Consider the following 22,522-nt stretch of genomic DNA (forward strand, 5'->3'; position numbering starts at 1 on the left):
TCGGTAGACGGGTTAGCGGGTTTCTCGCGTATTAATTAAGAAAGGCTCGGATTAGCTTAGCAATAAGTGATGGAATTATGCTCAAAACGCATAAGAAAATCATAGAGTGAGGACGGAGGCTGCTGTGGCCATATTAAAAATATTTGGAAAGAAACATTCCAGCAGTCCGGTCGACTCTGGTATGGACAAACAAAGAAAATATGAAGCACTTGTCCGAGGCTATCACCGCGATTTGTACCGCTATGCATACTGGTTGTCTAGGGACAAATCAATCGCAGAAGATTTAGTGCAAGAGACCTGCTTACGTGCATGGAAATCACTCGATAGTCTGCAAGATGAAAAAGCAGCGAAATCTTGGCTTAATACGATAGTAAGGCGAGAAAACGCGCGTCGCTTCGAACGTAAACAACTTGATTTAGTTGATATCGAGGAGTTTGGCAATGATGTTAAAGTCAGTGATGAACCTCGGCGTCAACAAGAATGGATTCAAGCACAGATCATGAAGTTGGATGTGGAATATCGCGAGCCTCTATTTCTTCAGGTTGTGGGAGGTTTTAGTGGAGAAGAAATTGGCGATATTCTTGATTTAAATAAAAACACTGTCATGACTCGACTCTTCCGAGCTCGTAATCAATTTAAAGAGATACTGGATTCTCAAGATACTAAAATAGGGTATAAAAATGGATGATTTAGAACTTCGTCGTTGTATTTTGTTGGACCCAAAACTGAAGTATGACGAGATTCTGCAAGCTTTGGCCGCTAGTGATGCTAACACTAAATATATCGATGACGTTTTGTATCTCGACGCGAAAATTAAGCAAGCCATGAATGTGGATGTGCCAAAGGATCTTACTAATAAGCTTTTATTTAGCCAAACCTTTAGAGCTTGACTCGAACGTTCATGAGTAGCAAAGAATAGGGGCTAGGGCAGCTTTAGCCATTTGTCGTGATGTGATGGAAATGCATGGTGATGAGTTTCTCAGTCAATGGCGCACTCTTGAGAGCCGATTACCTCATCTTCGCACTCAGCAAGTCCATCAAATTCTAAATCAAGTCAATAGTTCCTTGACCGTTATTTTTATCTAACCGGGTATAGCGATGTCCCAATGGTGGTCGATGCATTGCAATATGCACGGTTGAAATACACCGCGCCAATCTATTGAAAAAGCTCTTAGCGACAACCGTCGCCCGAGCTGTCGTATAATATGGTACGCAAGATTAGAGCCTAGTGAATGAAATTTCTTAAGGCTATTTGGCAAATGTAACTTGAGCTTTATGACGACTCGCGTATTATCTTCTTCGTTCCTACTTTATCTGAATTCTTATGAGTTTATTGACTAAACGACATCACACACCACATAAACGAGCGAAATGGCTACTAGCTGTTATTGGCTGGGTGGTTGTCGTGTGTCTGATGCAAAATTCAGGTTTTGCATTGTCGTGCTCGATAGAATACGAGACGGTATCGCCTGCGGTTTCACTTACTGATGAGGGTTCGAGCGTCAAGTCGATTGATGCTAAAGAAACCAGCAAATGCGAATTGTCTGAAAAGTTAATTCAATTTTCTCAACATCAACTCGATGCATTTATTGTTGTTCTGTTTGTCGGCCTTTTAGCATCGGCTATTTGGATGTGCTGCTCTTATATTCGCGCAACACATTGGACGGAGCCGATAGGTCGTAAGTATCGAGTCCATCTGACTTTCTGTGTATTCCAAGAATAAAAACGTGCTTTCTGACCAATAACGTCAGCGATTTAGCACATTTGTTTTTATCATTAGGAATTACTATGAATCAAATTACCAAACTGACTCAGTTCGCGTCTATGTTCTTCATGGCGCTGGCTTTGAGCCTGTTCTCTCTGAATATTTCAGCACAAACTACCGATACCGGTTGGATGACCAATCCGGAACATCCTCCAGTGCAAACGCGCTTTGTACTAACGGGTCAACAAGATCCGCAAGCCAAAACACTTACAGGTTATTTGGATGTCAAGTTAACCGGAGACTGGAAAACTTACTGGCGATCGCCGGGCGAGGGTGGTGTCGCGCCATCGATAGATTGGCAAAACTCGCAAAACCTGAGCAAGGTTGATTGGCAATGGCCATATCCGCAAAAGTTCGAGTTATTGGGCATTGAGACTCTCGGTTACAAAGGCGACACTTTGTTCCCAATGACGCTGCATATCGACGATATGTCGAAACCCGTCACGATTGATGCAGTGCTCACGCTTTCTTCCTGTACGACGATTTGTGTGCTGACGGACTACCAAATTCAATTGACGTTCTTACCCTCTGAGCTGAAAGTGGACGAAGACGTGATGTTCAGTTATGCCCAAGCGGTGAGCGATGTTCCCCAATCTTCGCCTTTTGTTGAGGTCACGCAAACAAATTGGGATGCGACGCAATCCAAACTACAAATCAAAATAAAGAACACGCAAGGTTGGCAAAACCCTCAAGTGTTGGTGGACGGTGTTGGTGATGAGACTCGTGACTACAGCTTCAAGTTGGATGAACTTCAGCAAGAAGGGGATGTCGTCACAGCAAATTACTCGGTTGATACCTGGCTGGGTGAGGTAGAGCTTAATGAACAATCGTTATATGTTTCTATCAAAGATGATAACTTGCTGGTCGAAGAGGTAACACAAGCGCAAGTAGGAACAATTGCATCGTCACTACCAACTACCTCGTTAGCGAGTATTTTCTTATTTGCATTGTTAGGCGGTTTGATTTTGAACATCATGCCGTGTGTGCTGCCTGTATTGGGGATGAAGCTCAGCAGTATTGTGGCTGCGCATGGTGTAGAGCGCCGTCAAATTCGTACCCAGTTTATCGCTTCTTCTCTGGGGATTCTCACTTCGTTCTGGCTGATAGCTGGATTCATTTTGGTGTTGAAGCTTACGGGTAACGCGATCGGTTGGGGCGTACAGTTCCAAAGCCCTTGGTTCCTAGGATTGATGGTACTAGTCACTGCTTTGTTCGGCGCCAATATGTTGGGGTTATTTGAAATCCGTCTGTCATCGGGTACTAATACATGGCTCGCATCGAAAGGTGATAACTCTCTAGTGGGTCATTACGTTCAAGGTATGTTCGCCACTTTGCTTGCGACACCTTGTTCCGCACCGTTTTTAGGTACTGCCGTTGCTTTTGCTTTGGGCGCGGACGTATTAACGTTATTTGCAACCTTTACAGCATTAGCATTGGGTATGGCACTGCCTTGGCTCTTAGTCGCTGTGTTTCCAAGTATCGCGCTGAAACTACCTAAGCCCGGTCCATGGATGAATGTCGTTAAGATCGTGTTTGGCATAATGATGCTGGTAACCAGCGTTTGGCTACTTTCATTAATGGCAAATCATGTACCGATGTTATGGATTGCACTCATCGCTGTGGTTGCTTTTGTCGTCATGATGGCAAGAGTTAAACGTGTGTATGGTGTGAAAGCACTTGCTGTATCGGGGACCGCATCGTTAGTGTTGATAGCTGGAGGCTTACTACTTGGCAGTGTCACTGCTGACCAATGGGCAACGCCACTTCCGGATGATCTGGCTTGGCAAAAGCTTTCTAATTCAGCGATTGAAGAGCACGTCAACAATGGACAAGTAGTGTTTGTGGATGTGACTGCGGATTGGTGTGTCACGTGTAAAGCGAACAAGATCGGCGTTCTATGGCAAGATCCGGTTTATTCTTTGCTTCAAAGTCCGAATGTCACACCATTACAAGGTGACTGGACGCATCCAGACGCCTCGGTAACTGACTTTTTACGAGCTCATGGACGCTACGGTGTGCCGTTTAATATCGTTTATGGCCCGGCGGCGCCAGAGGGGATCCCTTTGCCAGTTATACTAACAGATAGTGTTGTGACAGAAGCGATTGAGAAGGCGAGTGGAGGCGCCACTCAATGAATACTGTTAAAAAGCGAAAATCTCTGAAGTATTGGCTTGGTCAGATACTACAAGTGGTTCTAATTGTGACAGTGATTTCTCTCGCGATGGACTGGTATCGAGCACAAGATATGCCGAGCGAGCAGGCACCGCCACTGAGTGCAATCATGGGTGATGGAGAATATGTAGATGTAGTCGCGAAAAGTCATGAAGAACCTGTCGTTGTTTACTTTTGGGCGACTTGGTGTCCGGTTTGTAAATTTGTTAGCCCGAGCATGAGTTGGCTGAGTCAACATTACTCAGTTGTTGGCGTGTCAGGTGCTTCTGGCCCTCAAGAGCGGGTGACGCAATTTATGCAGGCAAAAGACTATCGTTTTGACAATATAAACGATCCTAAAGGCGAAGTGATGCAAGAATGGGAAATTAGTGTTACACCAACCATTTATATCTTAAGAGATGGCGAAGTTTCCTCTGTCACAACTGGTGTTACTACGCCGATAGGAATATTAGCGAGAATTTGGTTAGCTCGATAACGAAATAAAAATCCGATATTCAAAATACTGAATATCGGATTTTTTCTTTTTATTTTTTGGCTCCAGCTGGAACCAGAACTTAGGTCGGTTAGTAGAGAATCCAACAAAGTTTGCGCTAGGGGAGTTATTGTGGAGTTGAGAGAGATGAGTGATACCCTTGTAAGAATTAATTCACATTTTTGGTCTATGAATGAGGTGACAGGTTACGGTGTAAGCTTGTTGGGAATCTGAACCTCAGTAAATAATTATTCAGTACTAGGGCGTGGCGGTAAGCAGGCTATCGCCTGCAATGGCTTCTTGCCTGAGCGAACCTAGTAAGCAGGGGCCTGCATCAGAATAATAATGACAGTAACATGGCTTTTTATAAGGATAAGTAGGCAATATATAATTTTAAGCATGCCCCTGTCGTAGATTAATGACCTTCTATCGGCTTTATGAATGGAAAATGACTGCCGAGTTCACCTTTCATTCAATCAAACCTTGTCATAGTCACCCTGTACTTACTTATTACCTATCGGGATGACAATAATGAAAAAAACACTTATGACTTCAGCTCTACTTCTTGTTTCTGGCTTGGCTATGGCTAACCCTCAAAACTTTTCAGGTGGCTTCAACGGTCCAATGGCACAAGCCAGCACTACAGTGGCTCAAGCATTGGAAGCGCGTGATGAATCTATGGTGCAATTGACGGGTAACATTACTCACATTGTGGGGGAGGAAGAGTATCTGTTCAGTGATGGCACGCATAATATTGTGATCGAACTTGATGACGATCAATGGATGGGCCTTACTGTTACGCCTAAAGATAAAGTGACGATTGTGGGTGAAGTCGAAAAAGATTGGTCAGAAGTCAAAGTTGAAGTGAGCCGTATTCAAGCGGCTGGCTAATACCCGTCGGGTCGAATCCCAGACATTCCCTCTCACGTTAATGATAATAAAGGAAAACCTATGTCACTTTTCAACAAAGTCAGCGATAAACTAAAGGCGGAAGACATCGAGAGCCGTTTAACTATTGCCGAAAAAATCGCGACTTCAAGCTTTTTAAAAGCTGAGTCAAAGATCAAGTTTATCGAGAAATACGCAGACATTGATGAAGCACACATCGATAAAGAAAAGCTAGAGAAGACGAACTAATTTTTCCGATGCTTTTGTATAAAAAGACTCCTCCCATTGGGAGGAGTTTGGTTAGGTGGTGCCAGTCCTAAGTCCTTGGGCAGCGAAATTTTGATGTGACATGTCAGAAGTTGTATGGTTCAGACTTGTCGTGTTGATTAAAAAGCATGCTAAATAGGTTCGGTTTTCTTTTTAGGCTAAATTAAGCAACATATATGGCCGCCCCTCAGGATGAAATTGCTAATCGAATGGTACGGTCGCTAACATATATCTGAAGCCCTTCTGGTCGATAATTGATCCGCACCATAGTGTAAGTCGCTTAATGTTATCTATTCAAAATATTAATTACATCGACTTAAAGTCACGATTGATATTGTATTCACTGTCTGTTGATAAAACTCGACAAACCACTCGACCGTGCTGCTTTGCTAAAGCCATTATAGTTTCTACTTTCCCATGTTGTTCAACCAGGACTTTGAGCCAAGCAGTCCATGCCACTTGCTCTACATAGTATAACTACGTACGATCTGAGAGTAAGCAAGGTTATCAAGTCACGGCTGCTATTCTTTGACAATACCCCGAGGTCAGTTTGTCGCTTGTGCAATCTTGTTTAGGAACCCTCCACACTAAGCAGGTAATTGCGTACCGTTTTGAAACTGTTCACCAGAGCTTATATGACTCCGGCCAGTCTACTCAATGACAGCTCGTGTGGCGTATAGTGTTTGGCCTTTGGATAACTACTTTCTTGAAGAGGAAAGTAAAACTAAATTTTTAGGCAGCGACGTTATTAACTACCAGCGTACAATAGAAACTTATATATCTACCTTGATATCTGAGGGGTTTGAAATTCGCTCGGTACTAGAACCAAAACCATCGGAGGAAATAGTGGACAAGATGGGTTGGCAGACAAGTTGCGAAGGCCCATGATGATAACCATAACAGCTGTTAAAGGTAAAAACTGACAAAGCATTTAAGTCTGATTCCCAACTACCCAACGTTTGACATTTTTAATTAAAAGTTGGGTTTCATGCCTACACCTAGCAGGTGAACATGGGCTAATCAAAATGTAGAGCTATTAGTCTCAGTCATATAGTCGTAACAACACCTTATTAATTGATTAAACCACCTTTAATATACAAGAAACTAACTTGCTGTGATTTTTACTTAGTGATTATCACGTAAGGTATTACCTCATTAATAATGATTAAATAAGATTATTCTTATTTCCATGTCTGGTTGTAAATTATTGGATTGGTAACATAAATTTGAGATTTATTTAATATAAAATTAGTTTAGGTATTAAATGTTTAAATAAAAACACTATTCTTTAAGTGAAAATATTTTTTCCAAAATTAGGAGTTACAAATGATGAAGAAAATGAGTGATCTGGTATTAATTTTAGCCGTTTTAGGTTTAACAAGTACATCTCAAGCAGAGTCGCTCGAAGGGTTTGTTGTGACCGCAACCGCCGAAGTTCCTTACAATGTTCCTGTTACCAATGACTTGGGAATTCCCTACAACTTTACAATAGTTAACCAAACCCACACATCGCATCTTTTGGATTCATTAATATTAGAGATTCCTATGGACTACGAGTATAACTGTCCTCAAAATTTAGCATTAGAAAATGTCCCAAGTTTTGTTTCAGGAAGTAGCACTTTCCCTGCAAACCATACTTATGCAAAGCACGAATATAACGGTGACCCAAACTTACTAACTTTTAAATTTGGTTTTGGAAAAAACATACCTAATGAGCTGAAAATACTGCACCCTGATCAGCAAGTGACTGTACGTTATCTTTCTCCTCAAAGCCTAGGAGATCAAGTATCGTTGTGCCTAAGAAGCATTGAATCAGCTGCTAAAGTTTATAGCATAGGTAACAGTATGGTCCAATAGCCTATATATGTTGATAGGTTTGCATTACATAACCGAATGAACAGGGAGTACTGTTTAGGTTGTTTACACTCAGTTATCGCCTCTTTGTCAATCCAAAACGTGAATGAACCTCGGTGGACTAAGGAGTTATTTACTTGCGCTAGTTAGTGGTTTTGTAGTGAGGCTTTGGCATCAAATCAAAATCAGTGAATACGCGTCTCTGATCGTAAGATTCTGATTTAGTCCATTCGATTTCTGCAACAAAGCCTTCCACTTTTCTAAATGCTTGCAACAATATAGCTCTTGACCGATAAAGGAGAGTCTTTGTTGAGTGACGTTTTAATAAATATCACTCATGCTTCAGTAGGTGCTTTAACTATCCATTCCCTCAACTAACTACCGAATGGTATGGCTTTCAGACTATTCCTATATGTTTTCATGCTTACTTATAACAATGTCTACTCAATTTTACTTTCCTTTTAATCTAGTCCGTTTTAGGTGGGAAGAATATCTTCGGTGATTTGAGAGTGTAAAGCTCCTCATTTTTGGTGTTGATGGTTCCCATCTATTATCTCCTAACCTTGAACAGGCATATTGAGACACCAAAATGAATAAAGAGAAAGAACATATAGATAATATATTGAAGACACATGCGTCATTTGACACTCGATATCTAGGTGGTGAATTATCAAACGACGATTTTATGGCAATTCAAAAATCATTCTTTGACCGAGAGTCGCAGTGGTATGCATCAAAAAAGTCTAGACCGGATTTTACAGCATCCAGGTTACAAACGATTGTGCAGAGTGCTAAGAAGTATCTGAGTAAACATCAATGCGAAACACACAACATCTTAGACGTAGGGACGGGCACAGGTGTTCTTATTAAATATATTAATGAGTCATTCATGAATGTTAGGGTACATGCGCTCGACGTATCTGCTAATCAGTTAGCTATTGCAAAGTCGCGATATCCTGACATTGAGACTTATCAAAGTGATGTGACACTTTTCATCAATCCGATAGGGTATGATGTAATATACTGTAATGCGTGTTTTGGTAACTTACTTAATCAACAGGCCGCATTAAGAGTAATGTCAGCGATGTTGAATGACAATGGCATAGTTGTGCTTAGTCACCCGCTCGGTTCGGCCTTTGTTCAGGAGTTACACCGGAGTAACAGTCTGATTGTGCCCAACACGTTACCTACTAATGTTCAACAAGTGAATGACCTAATAAGTGGCACACCATTAACCGTTGTTGAGCTTGTCGATCATAAAGGTCTTTATCTTTGTGTGTTAAAGCAAACAGGTTATTCTTTCACATAGGTTTATCATTTAGTCGTAAAACCCCCGTCATTCATCACGGGGATGCCAGCCATTGCTGCAAAGTAGAAAATTAGGTAGGGCGACTCTGGCTCTCTATATATTTGGTTTGTAATTCAAGACTTGCACCACCGCAAGAACCTGCAAAGTAACTCGGACTCCATAGCGCATCTTTCAATGAGTTGATTAATGTCGATAGCTGCACCTTTTGAGGGTGCTCAAATCCAAGACAGGCAAATTGGTATGGTTGCTAGCTATCCGAGAATGGCGATTCGATCGTGGTTCTATAAATGAGCGTGATTTGAATGCTGCTAACAATAGATATCCATATTTAGGGGCTATTACCAGCATAAGTCTTTATGGTGGCAGGGACTACTAACATGTTAGATACCTATAAGAGATAATGTAAGCCGACTCTATTTTTAATAGTAGAGCGCGAATGTCGCGTGACAATAGCAATCTACATTCCTTAAGGGGGAGGTAGTTCAAGTCGTTTCTATCATTAAGAACTAGCCATGTCATTGAACTTCCGTATGTACTATCATCCAGACAATCGAAACTGTCGGTATTGATCTAGACAAGTTCACTTTACGGCCGTTGGACATGATCATTTGGTAAATCAACTTTTAGTGTTATGCACAATATCATCTAACAATTGGCTCTAGCCGTTATTCTATACTTTTACTATTTTTAATAGGGATAAAACATGCTCTTAGCGACACTCGCAATTATCGCTGGCTTTGCACTGCTTGTCTGGAGTGCAGATAAATTTGTTGAAGGTGCAGCCGCTAGTGCGAACTACGCAGGAATGCCACCTCTATTGATTGGTATGCTCGTCGTCGGATTTGGTACATCTGCACCTGAAATGGTGGTTTCGGCGATGGCTGCCATAGAGGGTAACTCTGCTCTCGCGCTCGGAAATGCAGTTGGTTCAAACATTGTCAATATAACTTTGATACTTGGTGTAACAGCGATCATTGCTCCGATTGCTGTGCATTCAAGCATCATCCGTAAAGAGCTTCCTATTCTTCTTCTCGTCACGCTTGTCATTGGCGCAATGTTGTGGAATCAACATATCAGCATGTTAGAAGCGTGGGCGCTGATTGGTGGGTTCATGCTTTTGATTGGCTGGTCAATCTGGAGAGCATTGCGCACAAAGGGAGACAATTTAGAAAAAGAGGTGGGCGACGAACTGTCTCGCCAAAACATGTCATTAAAGTCATCCATTTTCTGGCTTATTTCAGGGCTAGTGTTACTGATAATCAGTTCGCGTATCTTGGTGTGGGGAGCAGTAGAAATCGCACAACAACTCGGTGTCAGCGATTTATTGATTGGTCTAACTATTGTGGCTTTAGGAACATCGTTACCAGAATTAGCGGCATCCATTGTGGCGGCTCGTAAAGGGGAACATGACATCGCTGTGGGTAATGTTGTCGGCTCAAATATGTTTAACTCTTTAGCTGTCATCGGTATTGCTGGCACCATTGAGCCTATAGTCAACATTGGCGCTGAAGTCTTCTGGCGTGACTGGACTTCAATGCTTTTTGTAACAGGGTTATTGCTATTAACTGCTGCCCGCTTTGACAAATCGCAGACGCTCTCTCGGATAGAAGGTGCTGTGCTGTTGGTCTGTTATTTGGGATACAACGGCTATCTCATCTATGGAGTACTGTAATACTCAACATTGAGCGGTGTACTTACTTAGTTACAAGGACGCAAATACCTACCTGTAAAAGGAGCGTATCGAATGTAAGGTCAAAAGCAGGGGGGCGTAACTTGTAGTTTACTTTGTTGTTACCGCTTTTTTGATTTTTAATATGACAAAGCTTTACTTTGATTTGAGCTAATTATGAATATATATCATTGGGTACACGGGCTCTCTATTAAAAGAATGAGCCGCTTTTAAATCGTGTGATTTCAAAAAAAAGGGTTGCCGTAGGCAACCCTTTTTTATGCTCAATGATAAAGGAGTTTTTATGTCTTGGTATCAAACGGTTGGCAAAGCCATTGCAGGAACAACGAGCGTTGCGGGGGTGATTACCGCGGCGCCGGTCTTTGGAGAAAAAGGAACCATTACAGTCGGTGGTATCGTTGTGTCAGCCATTATAGGAACCTCGGCAGCATTGATTGACAACGCTGTGCAGTCCACATGCTCGATGGATTTTGTTCTGACGCCCAACAAATGCCCTGACGAACAGTAGGATATGCTGTATGAATATTCACTAATCTAAGCGACTGACATTGGTCCGAATGATAATGAAGAGCCATTACTGTCACTACATCAAAGTGCCCAGCTCCCTTCAAGACACCGCGGAAACCTATCCTTGATAAAATCAAACCTTTCGTAGTTAGCAGCAAGAGCTGTGTAATGGTGACTCGTGCTATCTGGGCTGTCGTCAGAGTTAATTCTCATATTGTGATGAAAGTGTTTCTAGGGCCAGTGCCCCAAGGCTGTAATTGAAAAGGGTGGTTTTACAACCCTCTTTTTTTATCTCAAATACGTGGTGTTTTATTTTTTCGAAAAAACAGGACTAATCCTATCCCATACTCCTATAACCCTCCCTAATATGATGAATGATATCAAGGTTTATAACTTGTTGGGTATATAGCACTCAATGTAGAAAACCAAGCTTGCTATAGCTTCAATAGAATAATGTCGCAGAGCGACCTCCTGCGATTAGATTTAAACAGACAGAGATTTATAAAAGTGAATGTTCTTATCATTAGTGAATTTCCACTAGTCTACACTGCTCTTAAAAATGTTATTTATTCTCTTTACAAGCAACCTAAGGTATTAACTTGTACTCACAAGCAAGCGTATAAACTCCATCGACAATATCAAGTTAAGCAGATTTGGCAGGGTGTTAATCCAGACATTATTTTGATTGATACCGACAGTAGGCTCATGAAAGAGTCTGACATCTATGACTTTTGCGAGAAAATTGGCTCCGGGAAAGTGATACAAGCAAGTCGACAAATCGCATTAATGGGTAACGACCGAGAGTTTGTATCGGCTCTTAACCTACCTTGGTTGGAAAAGCCATTTACTGGCAATCATATAAAAAGCTTTATGAAAGCGCTTATTGGCTCAACGATCGAGATCAAACACAGTTATCGTTTTTAGGCTGGAATTACGTACATCGGAATGGGACAGGTCATCGTCTCAGAATAGGAAAGCAAACATTGATTAAGGAAGATATATGAAACACTACTTTATTATTGGCGGATTATCTGCCTTGGTGACTAGCTCGATAGTGACGGCGTCACCACTGATTAATCCTAGTATTCAACATCAACCTCGTGACGGCGTTATTAACGTTTATGGTCCTGGAGGGCCTGATACATCGTTACGTCAAGCGGCCGAAGCTTTTAGTCAGAAAAGTGGTATCAAAGTTAATGTTGTAGCAGGGCCTGAGTCTAAATGGACGAGAGACGCTCAAAAAAATGCGGACTTGATATTTGGGTCTTCAGAGCAATCAATGAGTGCCTTCGTCGAAACCTATCCGTTTATTTCTAGTGACGATGTTAAGCCTATATATCTTCGCCGAGCTGTTATTGTAGTCCCTAAAGGAAACCCAAACAACATTTCGGGGGTAGAAGACTTACTTACGAACCCTGTTCGTATTGTGGTTACAGAAGGGCTTGGTGTATATAACACGTCAGGTACTGGCGTATGGGAAGATATTGCGGGTCGAACTGGTTCACTGGATGATGTGAAGAACTTCCGTAGTAAAATTATTGCTTACTCCAAAGGTAGCGGGGCAAGTTTCAAAGCGTTTGAAGAAAAAAATGCTGATGCTTGGATAACTTGGATTCATTGGCCGTTGAATCACCCAGATAAAGTGAGTTATGTCGAAATTGAACCTGAACGACGAATCTACCGAGATCTAAACGTGGCTCAAGCCAAAGGAGCTGATCCACAGACTCAGGCATTTGTCGATTTTATCATCAGTAAAGAAGCGGAACCCTTCTTCACTCGTGAAGGTTGGATTCGATAACAGAGCGCTGCGCAATGAAAGCACGACTCATTACTTTATTGTTGCTTTTTATTAACAGTTAAGTGTGTTCTCTAACACCATGTTGGATGCTGAATTGCTTCGGTAAAAATTCCGATAAGTGGCTCAACTTTAAACAGGCATCGTAAAGGGATGCCTGAAACTTGCTTTCTGGTAAGTATTTAAAAAAACAGTTAGGGAGAAATTGATGGGGCGCTGAATACCCGTTCAAAGGGCCTAAAGAATCATATCAAACAAGCTTATTTCACGATGACGAGTTATGACCTGTTTCAATTTGCTGCTTGTTATCAAAAGCAGTCAATTACCTGAAGCAATGTCCGATAGCTATGTTATAAATCCTTCAACAAATTGAGATAGAGTGCATATGCCAATAGACTCATTTTCAATTATTCCTGTGATGGGTAGTAACATATGACAAACATCAAAGCACCGCGTTTTAATCCTTCTTCTCCTGACTTTCAGGAAAACCTTTACACTATTTATAAAAAATGCGCCAGCACCAGTGTGCCACACGAATTGGAAAAACCTGGGTGTTAACCCGCTACCAAGACGTCTCTCGAGCTTTAAAAGACAATGCACTAGTGTCTTCAGGTATACCTGATGATTTACGTGACGAAATGGATAAACTAGGTTTCAATGTAAACCCGTCTTTAAGGGACTTTATTTACGGTATCATCCTCTTTGAAGATGGTCATAGTCATAAGCAGCACCGTAGAGCGCTTCAGGCAGCCTTTTCGGGAGAGTCTTGGACCGCCTTAAGTGACATGATCTATCAGGAGTCACAATCACTAGTTGCAGCAACAATGACCACCTGTCAATTTGACGGTATCACGGATCTTGCTGCACCTCTCTGGAAAAAGCTATTTTATACATGGTTAAACCTACCACACGAACTACAGCAAATCGTGGAGCAAGAGCAAAATACTATCAGGCTAATGTTAGATCCCAGCTCTATTGACAAATTTGGTCTTCAGCGACTGATAAATGCTATTTCAAGTTTAGAACAGGATTTTAACCAGCTAGCACGTTCACATAGAGAGGGTTACGACTCTATTTTTTATCGAAGCCTGCTTAAAGGGTACGGCGGAGATGAAAATATGCTTTTGAAGCGATTTAGCACGGATTGTATAACTATATTGCTAGGCGGGAGTGAAACCAGTGAAGCGCTTACGGGTAATCTACTATACATACTCACACAGCATCCTAAATTGCAAGAAGACATTAGAAGTAATCGTTTGAAAGTAAGCGATATGGTTAATGAAGTGATGCGTTTTGAGTCCCCGTTACAGATGACGAGGAGAAAGGTTATCGCTCCTGCAAACTATATGGGGCGAGAATTTAAAGTTGGAGATAATGTTCTGCTTTGTCTGGGGGCTGCCAATCGAGATGAAGCCGTATTCAAAGACGCGTGGAAGTTTAATCCTAATAGAAAAAATTCGCAGCGTCACCTGGGATTTGGTGTAGGTACGCATCGATGTATAGGACAAATGCTGGCGCAATCGCAAGCGGAGAGCCTGACGATAGCGTTATGTGAAAGAGGAGTTATATCAGCAGATGGAGTGGCCAATTGGTCAAACCGTTCCTTGATACTTCGGACATTAGAGTCACTCCCCCTAAAAACAGTGCTGCTCGAAACTGACCTATCACCTACAAAAAATAACATCTAATGCGCATGAGCTTATTTAATAATTACTGATACCTTGAAAGTCAAACTGTCAGTCGTTGGCTCTAAGTGCAACAAAATGAAAAATCAGAGCTATCTTATTTAGAATACTTTCAGTGGCCTTCAAAATTCTGCTTGTTTACATTTTAAAAGTAGGAATGGAGATGAGTATTAAACGTAATGCTTCTTTTATGGCACTGCCGTTTATTCTGGCTGCCTGTGGGGGAGAAGAGCAAGGGAAGGCCCCGGAAAGTACACCAGAGCCAGGTGTTACCCTAAGCTTAAAAGATGCGAGTTTGGCGTACTCGCCTTCGGTAGAGCGTCACGAAGTGAATTTAAGCCATTACGTGACCACGTCAGATAACAGCCCGTTTAAGCTGACACGGGTAGAGGCGCTGTCTTCGGATGCAGCCTGTCAGGTGGTGGGGCAGACGGATACCCAGTTCTATGTGGCAGGGGACACCAAAAAGGCGTGTGACTATCGTTATTTCGCCGAAAGTGCCAACGGCAAGTCGGTGTTCTCCCAAAGCTTGAGCAATACGTCAAACTCCGCACTGGTGCGTCTGGCCACGACCGAGACGTCAGACGATGCACAGTTGCCACCCCTGACCCTCGCGGCCTTAAAAAACACGCCGGTCAGCGTGGATTTACACGCGCAGTTTGATGCCATCGGTTTGGATGTCTCCGACTGGATATTATCAGAAGCGGTGACGCTGCCGTATAACCACGACGCCTCGGTAGATGTGGATGTAGCCAACCAGACTCTGACTTATACCCCAGAAAGTGACTTTACCGGGATAGACCGCATTCTATTCAGTTTTACCGACGCAGAGCAAAACCCACGCCTGGGACAGGTGGATATTGCCGTGTCCGTTGAGGCGAATCAGGGCTTGATTGTCGAAGAAGACATTATTTACCCGACCTCGGTCACCTATGATGAGGCTGTGGACATTGACATCTCACCGTACGTCACCAGTCCAGACGGGGATGACTATCAACTCGTCTATTTGCAATCCTTTCATGCTGATGTCACCCCGAGTGACCCTAACGATATTTACAATAAGTCTTTTACCTTCTCATCGACAACCTTTGGACCGAACATTGTCACGTTTGCCGTCAGCGACCATAAAGGGTCTTATACCGTGGGTGGGATGCAGATTGAAGTGGACGGTAACATGCCGTGGGGTGACATTATCTACGATGGCATGCGCTTTCTTGCCCCTCTGACCACCAAGCAGGCTGATGCACAGGGGATAGTGTATGAGCAAGGTCAATCCGACAGCGATTACCCATCACTAGAAATGGCGATAATGACACCACCGCAGTTTGAAGCTTACTGTGCGTCAAGGGGGGCGAGTGTCCCTACCTTGGAGCAATGGCAGGCGTTAACGAACAATGTCAATATAGGAGATGAACACCAATGGCCAGTTCAATATGCGTTTTCGGTAGATAATAACGGGACCTATGAACAAGCGATGGATAATGGTGAGTCGTCGCCGTTAAATGGGGCTGCGGTGAAGCCGATGTGTGTCCAGTCTTCTTACCTGCTGGTTGTGCCTAGCGAGTCGGATTTGGAGGCGGTGGCCAACAGTCAGGACCAAGCCGAAGTGGCGGTTAAGGTGACCTTTGGTGGTGAGCTGGTTAAAGGTGAAAACGTCTCGGCGTCATTAAGTGAGGGCAGCAGTGCGCAGTTAGTGTCGAGTGATGTCCTCACTGATGAGCATGGCGTGGCCCGATTTGAACTCACTAACATGAAGGTGGAGTCCCTCACGCTGACCGCAGAATACGGCGGGAGCCAGGTCGATGAGCAGGTGAGCTTTATCGCCGATGTGAATACAGCGGAATTAACCCTGAGCACCACGGTCAATAATCAGCCTTACAATGGCACCAACCAAGTGACGGCTAAGCTAGAGGATGCGTTTGATAACCCATTAGTGGGGTATGAAGTCGACTTCTCTGCTGACACGCATGCAAGGTCGGTGGATGTGCGGCCGCAAGGAAGAACCGATGCAAACGGTAAGCAAGTCGCCAAAGTGACTTGGAAGGATAGGCCGAACGATTTCAATGTTACGGTAAGGATACTGGCAGAGTTTGATGAGAGTGGTGTGCCATTGGCGGCGCGCAGTAACGTAACCTTTGAAGCGCCCTTTGGGATATGCGGTGGCCGGGTGAATGATACGGACCGGTATAATGCCAGAGGCAAGTGTTTGAAAGTGACGGAAGCGAACGGTAAATGGTTCACCAGTACTCCATCGGACATAGTGATGGAGGCGCTCGGATACATGCGTCAAAATTTATCCTCCAACAGTGGCCGAACGTACTCTTCTTTGCTCAGTGATAGTTATTCTAATGGGTACTTTGCCATGTTTCGACAAGATGGTCTTGGCGGCACGCAGCATCAGCGTTATTGCCAGCATTTAGCGGATATGGGTTTTGCAGGGCGCCGTAATTGGCATCGTCCGAGCAGAGATGAGCTGAGGGGTTTACATAAAGCGCGTGGCAATCTGTGGACAAATTATGGCTGGCCGGTCCATAAACAATATTGGTCGGAGACGCGGTATGGTGCGGAATACTTCATCGTGAACCTTGGAACTGGCTCATACTTCAATAGCCCCGGGTTATCCGAATTTAATGCTTCATGTGTTTCAGATTATTAGGGTTTGAAGTTGAGAGTTTTATTTTTTAGGCCCTTCGGGGCCTTTTGTTTTTGAGAAATTGAGCGGAGATAGGTTGAAACTAACGAACAGTAGAAAGTAAATTATTGACTTGAAAGAGGGGATGTTTTCTTGTGCTCCATCCATTGAAGCTGAAGCGCACTTAACGCAATTCATTTTTGTTCATGCTGGCTGTTACAGCGTTTCTTTTTGTATCGTTATTGAATGAAACACTAGTAATAAAAGGAAATATACTGTGAAGTCAGACATGTACTCGACGTTTGCTACTGAGTATGACGAAGCTGTCCAAGATAATATTTACAACGAAAACTTGGAGCGCTCCACTCTCAGTCAATGTTACCGGCATTAAGAAACTTAAATGTAGTAGAGCTTGGCTGTGGTTCAGGGATTTACGCTCAATACCTTCTTGCTCAGGGCGCTGCAAAAGTGACTTGTATTGATTATTCAGAAGAAATGATACAGCTGGTAGCTCGGAAAGCAGAACTAGCAGGTGTGAAACATAAGGTTGTCGCTTATCCAACAATCCTAACTTTATCTTCATGAAGTGCCAGAAGATATAGATGGGGTGCCTAATTTAGTTTCTGTAGATGAGCTAGCTTATCCAGCGGTAAGAGCATACATTTTATTGGCTAGCCCAGTTACTTGTGATGTAATAACAGCGTTATGACGTCTATTAATTTGTGTAGAGAGTTGATTGGTTTCAGTTTACAGATTCGGTTTAAACCGGAATATTGTTTATGCGTTCACCACTAAGTCAAGAAGAGAGCTCAAGGATAGCGTCTTAGCTTGGCGAATTAGCCTTGCTTTCCTAACTTAAACAATACATTGGCTCTAGCCCGTGTGATCAAGGATTTCAAACAAGTTCGTAGTTTGGTTTTAACACCTTTGTTAACCTTGAATTCTGGGCAAACTATACGTGATATCTATAGCCAAAGCATGGTTTAGGTAAGTGACTTCGATATCACGTAATTGTTAAGGATAGATCTTATACGCTTTTTCGCCAATGTTGTTTGTAACTCTAAATTGGCTGGACTTTCGTTACGTTTTCCGTTTGCGACAAAGCAATATGTTTGTTGGTGGTAGGCATTACACGCATCAAGATGTCTGCCAGGGTAACAATGCCAATCATCTCGTCACCTTTACGCACAACCGCAAGCTGCACACTCGCTTCACGCATGCGTGCTAGCGCTTCGTATACTGGTGTGTCAGCCTCAAGCACGTGTGCTTTACGTGCGACTTCACGTGCAGGTCGGTCAGCAGGTTCCAGCAGCGTATCACGTACGTGAACGACTAGCGGTTTGAGACCGTGGTTTCCGAACAGCAAAATGCGCATATGTCCGGATTCCATCGAAACCTTGCGAACGTCTGCGACTGTTGCGTGCTTGTTGACATGAGCCATCACTTGGCCTTCTGTCACTAACGTTTGAGCTTTGATAGAACTAAGGTCAATCAGGCCGGAGAGCTGTTTCTGGATACTCGGTTGTAGCGTGCCTACTTTGCCTGAGTGCTCTACGAGCTGGCGAATGGTATTGATGTCCTGACCACCTACGGCAGCACTTTCTACTGGTTCTACACCTGAGGCTTTCACTAGTCGGTTTGCGATATTGTTGATCCAGTTTAGCAACGGACGCAGAGGCCACACATACGCGCGTGCAAGAAGGGCAGTTGCCAGCGCGGATTTTTCTGGGTGTGCTATTGACCAAGACTTGGGCGCCATTTCTCCGACTACCAGGTGAAGGAAGGTCACAAAAAACAGTGCAAAACCAAAAGAGGCACCATCTACCGCCCATTCTGGTATACCCATTGAAGCAAAGACTGGCCCAACCCAATAGTCAACTGCTGGCTTAGTGACAGCGCCCAAAGCAAAAGTACAGAACGTAATACCCAATTGGGCTCCTGCTAGCATCAGCGTTAGATTATTCATTCCACGCAGAGCTGCACGTGCAGAAGCACTTTCTACGGCCATTTCCTCTAAGCGGTGGCGACGTGCACCCATCAACGAAAACTCGATTATAACGAAGAAGCCACTCAATACGATGAGGGCTGTGGTTACTAGGATAACCATCAACGGATCAGTCATTATTTTTCACCTTCTTCAATAGGATTCTCTACAAGCTTGACTCTCACCTCGGTTGGAACGTGTCTCTCAATACGTAGCACTTCCACCTCAAGATGACGCTTGAATAGCTCGCCAGAAGCGAATTCAGACGGCGCAGTAGGCAATGCAATGTGCACTGTCTCGCCTTCAGTCGGGAGCGCGCCACGTTCGGCAATTAACATACCTGCGATGGTTTCCACGTCGTCTTTTGGCAGTTCATAATTAATTGCACGTTCCACCTCGTCAATATGAACATCACCGTCCATCAACCATACATTTTCAGTTTGAGGTACTACCGCTTCAGCGATATCAGCATCGTGTTCGTCGGTGATGTCTCCTACAATCTCCATAGCGAGGTCTTCGATGGTCAATACACCGGCAAAGCCGCCATATTCATCAATTACACAGGCTAGGTGATTGGTTGATTTTTCCAACTGCTCTAGAGCGTCTGGCAGTGTCATCAGCGTTGGTAGCACGGTAGCAGGGCGCATCACCGACTCTACAGTGTCATCAGCATAGCCCGCATCGATACGGCCCAATACGTCAGGTAGATGAACCACACCTACTGGTGCATCATCGTCGTTAACCACTGGATAACGGGTATGAGCTTGGGCCATCAACGATACAAGCTCAGTTAGTGTCGTTTCAAGTGTTACCCAATCCACTTGAGAGCGTGGCACCATAGCATGTTCTACGTCTCGATCTGGGAAGTCTAGAATACGGTCCATCATCAGCGAGAGTTCTACGGGAATATCACCGGTTTCACGAGAGTTGGCGATGATGTGGTGTAGATCTTCTTCAGAAGCACTTACGTCAAGATCATGTACGGGCTCTATGCGTACAGCGCGTAGAAGTAGATTGGAGGACTTATCGAAGAAGCTAATGAAGAAGCCGAAGACAGACATGTAGAGTAAGGTCGATCTGGACATCATCAGAGACATGCGTTCTGCATTCGCAATAGCGAGGTTTTTCGGGTATAGCTCTCCCATGATCATTTGTACAACCATGGCTATGCACAAAGTGATTACTGTACCGATAGCAATGCCAGTCTCAAGAGAGATTCCAAAACTTTGTAGTAGTACGCCTAGGGATTTGCCGACTAATGGCTCGGCGACAAAACCCAGAACTAGTCCTGTCACGGTTATACCCAGTTGAGCACCGGATAGCATAAAGCTGGTCCTTTTGGTAACAGCAAGGGCTTTGTTGCCGAATTCAGCAAAAGAGCGACGCTAGCTAAATAGTTCGTATTTTAAACAACATACTGAGTTTCGGGCATACCTATCCCAGTTAGCTTGTTGAGTGCTTTGATCATGGCGTAAGTCTCACCAACTTGTGCGTTGTAATTTCTTAGGCTTAATTTCCCACCTAACAACTGTTTCACCCGATACATAGCAGTCTCCGATAATGAGCGCTTATGGTAACCATACTTCTGTTTCCACTTTTTGTTTGAGCCATAGAGCTTTTGGCAGCCAACTGCCAAATTACGTGGATGCCCTTTTTCCCAGAAAGCGGCACCTTCACGCGGAGGGATTAAAGGTATCGCTTTCTTAACCCTAATCGCTCTGTGACACTCTCTTGTATCGTATGCACCGTCTCCTGAGATTTCCTTGATGGTACGGCGTGTTTGCTTTAGTAGATTAGGGAGTACTTCTGCATCGGTCACACCAGATAGTGTCAGCTCTGCAGCGATAATTTCATGTGTTTCTGTATCAACCGCAAGATGGAGTTTACGCCAGACTCGACGCTTGCCATCAGTTCCATGCTTTTTCACTTTCCATTCTCCCTCACCGTATACCTTGAGTCCCGTTGCATCAATGGCTAGGTGTTGGATGGCGCCTCGTGTTGAGGCTTTGAAATTAACTTCTACATCCTTGGCTCGGCGGCTTATACAGGTATAGTGAGGACAAACCAATGGGACATTCGCTAATTTAAATATTGAGTCTATAAAACCTTGTAGCGCCCTTAAGGGCAGGGAAAAGATGCGCTTCACCATGAGAGCGGTCGTGATAGCTAAGTCACTAAACAATCGCGGTCTACCACGCCTATGCTGTTTAGATTGTTTCCACTCTGTTATTGCTTCTTCGTCAATCCAGAAAGTGAGTGAACCTCGGTTGACTAGGGAGTTGTTGTACTTGCGCCAGTTGGTGGTTTTATAGCGAGGCTTCGGCATGAAATCAAAGTCAGTAAATGAATGTCCCTGATCTGATCGTAAGATTTTGATTTAGTTCATTCGATTTCGGCAACAAAGCCCAACAACGCCTTTTTAATCTTAATATATCGAGCGTTTAGTTTTTATTGAGTTCTTTTATAATGTTATCTATGCCAACTTGACCTTGATTAGTAGATACAACTAAAGATGGGGTTTGCCTAAAGTTGTTATTGACCACCTTTGTCACGATCGACTCAGTATAAGCTCCATAAACATGAGTCCAGATCGCTCCCTCACGTATCAACAAAGCATAGAAAGTTTTACTATCAACATTTTTCGTCATATGGTTCTGGAGTAGTGTTATACGTTCATCATACTTCAGTATGGCATTAAGTTTTCCTATTTCGTTTTTTACCACAACATATCGATGATGTTCATAAAGTACTCTATATATCTTATTACTAATAAGAGCGCCGCACCTTCTATTAAAAGCAAAGTTGTGGTTGACTTTAATGGCTTTAACCTTTGACATTGATTTCATGTGTTATTTATACAAAATAGATTAATTTAAATTATGATAATTGTATTTAATATTGATTAGAAATAGGAATGTTCTTATTTTTAACCAATTTTATTTGTAAGTGGCTTATTTTGGATAAATTTTCATCTGAAGCAGGAGCGCTTAGATGACAACCATTGTTTAATCAATATGAACCTTTAGTGTAGTTTTACATATATACGGTTTCGTGTGCTCTACTACAACACCAATCGAGTAAACTCACTTTGTGGGGGTAAACCTTTATCGTTAGAAAGACATTTATAATGTTGCTGAGATACCGTACCTCAATTCAACTGTTCGATAGGTATAACGATTTTGCCAAAGATAAAGCCTCATCGTATTACCCATGTTGCTATTCAGTTTCAAAATAAGAATCATCCGATTCGGACTGTATTGCTTGAAATTAAAATGACCGTTATTTTCTAACATGAGATAGATATTAAAATGAGATACAAACGCAATTATGTTGGAGTGGCGATCTTGGCCAGCCTTATGGCAGGTTGTGGAGGAGAAGAGCAGAGTTCTTCAAGCGAGGTGACACCTCCAGAACAGCCCGTTAGCTTAAGCTTAAAAGATGCCAACTTAGTGTATACGCCTTCGGCTGAACATCACGAAGTGAATCTAAGCCAATATGTGAC

General features: G+C 43.2%; 20 protein-coding genes and 4 pseudogenes. 18 read left to right on the forward strand and 6 right to left on the reverse strand.

Going from position 1 to position 22,522, the window contains the following annotated elements; translation table 11 throughout:
* The first annotated feature begins 181 nt into the window (after positions 1 to 181).
* The 9 genes and pseudogenes from R7Q09_RS22570 to R7Q09_RS22605 all read left to right on the forward strand — a co-directional run bounded on the left by R7Q09_RS22570 (position 182) and on the right by R7Q09_RS22605 (position 7,421).
* On the forward strand, positions 182 to 688 hold the full coding sequence (locus R7Q09_RS22570; RefSeq protein ID WP_318071237.1) for a sigma-70 family RNA polymerase sigma factor: 507 nt from the start codon (positions 182 to 184) through the stop codon (positions 686 to 688).
* Positions 681 to 887: pseudogene (locus R7Q09_RS22575) on the forward strand (DUF3379 family protein); the annotation flags it as partial. The gene R7Q09_RS22570 and the pseudogene R7Q09_RS22575, both read left to right, overlap by 8 nt.
* Positions 888 to 996: 109 nt before the next feature.
* Positions 997 to 1,145, forward strand: a pseudogene (locus tag R7Q09_RS28825) (DNA-binding response regulator); the annotation flags it as partial.
* Positions 1,146 to 1,324: 179 nt separating this feature from the next.
* Complete coding sequence (locus R7Q09_RS22580) at positions 1,325 to 1,723, forward strand: hypothetical protein (protein ID WP_318071224.1); 399 nt, start codon at positions 1,325 to 1,327, stop codon at positions 1,721 to 1,723.
* 65 nt (positions 1,724 to 1,788) lie between these two features.
* Positions 1,789 to 3,900 (forward strand): protein-disulfide reductase DsbD family protein, encoded by a 2,112-nt coding sequence (locus tag R7Q09_RS22585; protein WP_318071225.1) that lies wholly within the window; start codon positions 1,789 to 1,791, stop codon positions 3,898 to 3,900.
* On the forward strand, positions 3,897 to 4,412 hold the full coding sequence (locus R7Q09_RS22590; protein ID WP_318071227.1) for a protein disulfide oxidoreductase: 516 nt from the start codon (positions 3,897 to 3,899) through the stop codon (positions 4,410 to 4,412). The genes R7Q09_RS22585 and R7Q09_RS22590 overlap by 4 nt, the downstream gene beginning before the upstream one ends.
* Before the next feature lie 528 nt (positions 4,413 to 4,940).
* Complete coding sequence (locus R7Q09_RS22595; RefSeq protein WP_042763827.1) at positions 4,941 to 5,300, forward strand: YgiW/YdeI family stress tolerance OB fold protein; 360 nt, start codon at positions 4,941 to 4,943, stop codon at positions 5,298 to 5,300.
* Between the two features lie 60 nt (positions 5,301 to 5,360).
* Positions 5,361 to 5,546 (forward strand): hypothetical protein, encoded by a 186-nt coding sequence (locus R7Q09_RS22600; RefSeq protein ID WP_042763828.1) that lies wholly within the window; start codon positions 5,361 to 5,363, stop codon positions 5,544 to 5,546.
* A gap of 1,344 nt (positions 5,547 to 6,890) precedes the next feature.
* Entirely contained in the window at positions 6,891 to 7,421 is a 531-nt protein-coding gene (locus R7Q09_RS22605; RefSeq protein ID WP_318071228.1) for a hypothetical protein, read from the forward strand.
* Positions 7,422 to 7,560: 139 nt separating this feature from the next.
* Here R7Q09_RS22605 and R7Q09_RS28830 read toward each other — a convergent pair whose 3' ends face one another.
* Positions 7,561 to 7,692: a hypothetical protein gene (locus tag R7Q09_RS28830; RefSeq protein ID WP_411913111.1), complete on the reverse strand. Its 132-nt coding sequence runs from the start codon at positions 7,690 to 7,692 to the stop codon at positions 7,561 to 7,563.
* A 315-nt stretch (positions 7,693 to 8,007) separates the two neighbouring features.
* Between R7Q09_RS28830 and R7Q09_RS22615 the strand changes: the two genes are divergently transcribed.
* Positions 8,008 to 8,727, forward strand: coding sequence for a class I SAM-dependent methyltransferase (locus R7Q09_RS22615; protein ID WP_273977925.1), 720 nt, complete (start codon positions 8,008 to 8,010; stop codon positions 8,725 to 8,727).
* Between the two features lie 70 nt (positions 8,728 to 8,797).
* On the opposite strand, the pseudogene R7Q09_RS22620 reads toward R7Q09_RS22615, so the two are convergent.
* A pseudogene (locus R7Q09_RS22620) lies at positions 8,798 to 8,944 on the reverse strand (transposase); the annotation flags it as partial.
* A 486-nt stretch (positions 8,945 to 9,430) separates the two neighbouring features.
* Between R7Q09_RS22620 and R7Q09_RS22625 the strand changes: the two are divergent.
* From R7Q09_RS22625 to R7Q09_RS28835, 7 genes are all read left to right on the forward strand, one after another.
* Positions 9,431 to 10,399, forward strand: coding sequence for a calcium/sodium antiporter (locus tag R7Q09_RS22625; RefSeq protein WP_318071229.1), 969 nt, complete (start codon positions 9,431 to 9,433; stop codon positions 10,397 to 10,399).
* 301 nt (positions 10,400 to 10,700) lie between these two features.
* Positions 10,701 to 10,925 carry a hypothetical protein gene (locus tag R7Q09_RS22630; RefSeq protein ID WP_318071230.1) on the forward strand — a complete coding sequence of 75 codons (225 nt, stop codon included), beginning with the start codon at positions 10,701 to 10,703 and terminating at the stop codon, positions 10,923 to 10,925.
* A gap of 704 nt (positions 10,926 to 11,629) precedes the next feature.
* Complete coding sequence (locus R7Q09_RS22635) at positions 11,630 to 11,848, forward strand: hypothetical protein (RefSeq protein ID WP_258478973.1); 219 nt, start codon at positions 11,630 to 11,632, stop codon at positions 11,846 to 11,848.
* A gap of 76 nt (positions 11,849 to 11,924) precedes the next feature.
* Positions 11,925 to 12,722 (forward strand): substrate-binding domain-containing protein, encoded by a 798-nt coding sequence (locus tag R7Q09_RS22640; RefSeq protein ID WP_318071231.1) that lies wholly within the window; start codon positions 11,925 to 11,927, stop codon positions 12,720 to 12,722.
* 548 nt (positions 12,723 to 13,270) lie between these two features.
* Entirely contained in the window at positions 13,271 to 14,407 is a 1,137-nt protein-coding gene (locus R7Q09_RS22645; RefSeq protein ID WP_318071232.1) for a cytochrome P450, read from the forward strand.
* 160 nt (positions 14,408 to 14,567) lie between these two features.
* Positions 14,568 to 17,060 (forward strand): Ig-like domain-containing protein, encoded by a 2,493-nt coding sequence (locus R7Q09_RS22650; protein ID WP_318071233.1) that lies wholly within the window; start codon positions 14,568 to 14,570, stop codon positions 17,058 to 17,060.
* Positions 17,061 to 17,411: 351 nt separating this feature from the next.
* Positions 17,412 to 17,621, forward strand: coding sequence for a class I SAM-dependent methyltransferase (locus R7Q09_RS28835; RefSeq protein ID WP_411913112.1), 210 nt, complete (start codon positions 17,412 to 17,414; stop codon positions 17,619 to 17,621).
* A 475-nt stretch (positions 17,622 to 18,096) separates the two neighbouring features.
* On the opposite strand, the gene R7Q09_RS22655 is transcribed toward R7Q09_RS28835, so the two are convergent.
* The 4 genes and pseudogenes from R7Q09_RS22655 to R7Q09_RS22670 form a co-directional block, all read right to left on the reverse strand.
* Positions 18,097 to 19,158: a CNNM domain-containing protein gene (locus R7Q09_RS22655; protein WP_318071234.1), complete on the reverse strand. Its 1,062-nt coding sequence runs from the start codon at positions 19,156 to 19,158 to the stop codon at positions 18,097 to 18,099.
* Complete coding sequence (locus tag R7Q09_RS22660) at positions 19,158 to 19,907, reverse strand: transporter associated domain-containing protein (RefSeq protein WP_318071238.1); 750 nt, start codon at positions 19,905 to 19,907, stop codon at positions 19,158 to 19,160. Before R7Q09_RS22660 ends, R7Q09_RS22655 begins: the two co-directional genes overlap by 1 nt.
* A gap of 24 nt (positions 19,908 to 19,931) precedes the next feature.
* Positions 19,932 to 20,366 (reverse strand): annotated as a pseudogene (locus R7Q09_RS22665) (CNNM domain-containing protein); the annotation flags it as partial.
* A gap of 59 nt (positions 20,367 to 20,425) precedes the next feature.
* Positions 20,426 to 21,346, reverse strand: a complete 921-nt coding sequence (locus tag R7Q09_RS22670; RefSeq protein ID WP_238814875.1) for an IS5 family transposase — start codon at positions 21,344 to 21,346, stop codon at positions 20,426 to 20,428.
* A 982-nt stretch (positions 21,347 to 22,328) separates the two neighbouring features.
* Here R7Q09_RS22670 and R7Q09_RS22675 point away from each other — a divergent pair.
* Positions 22,329 to 22,522, forward strand: a 194-nt coding sequence (locus R7Q09_RS22675; protein WP_318071235.1) for a hypothetical protein, incomplete at its 3' end; no start/stop codon positions are given.

This window comes from Vibrio sp. 2130-1, from assembly GCF_033339515.1.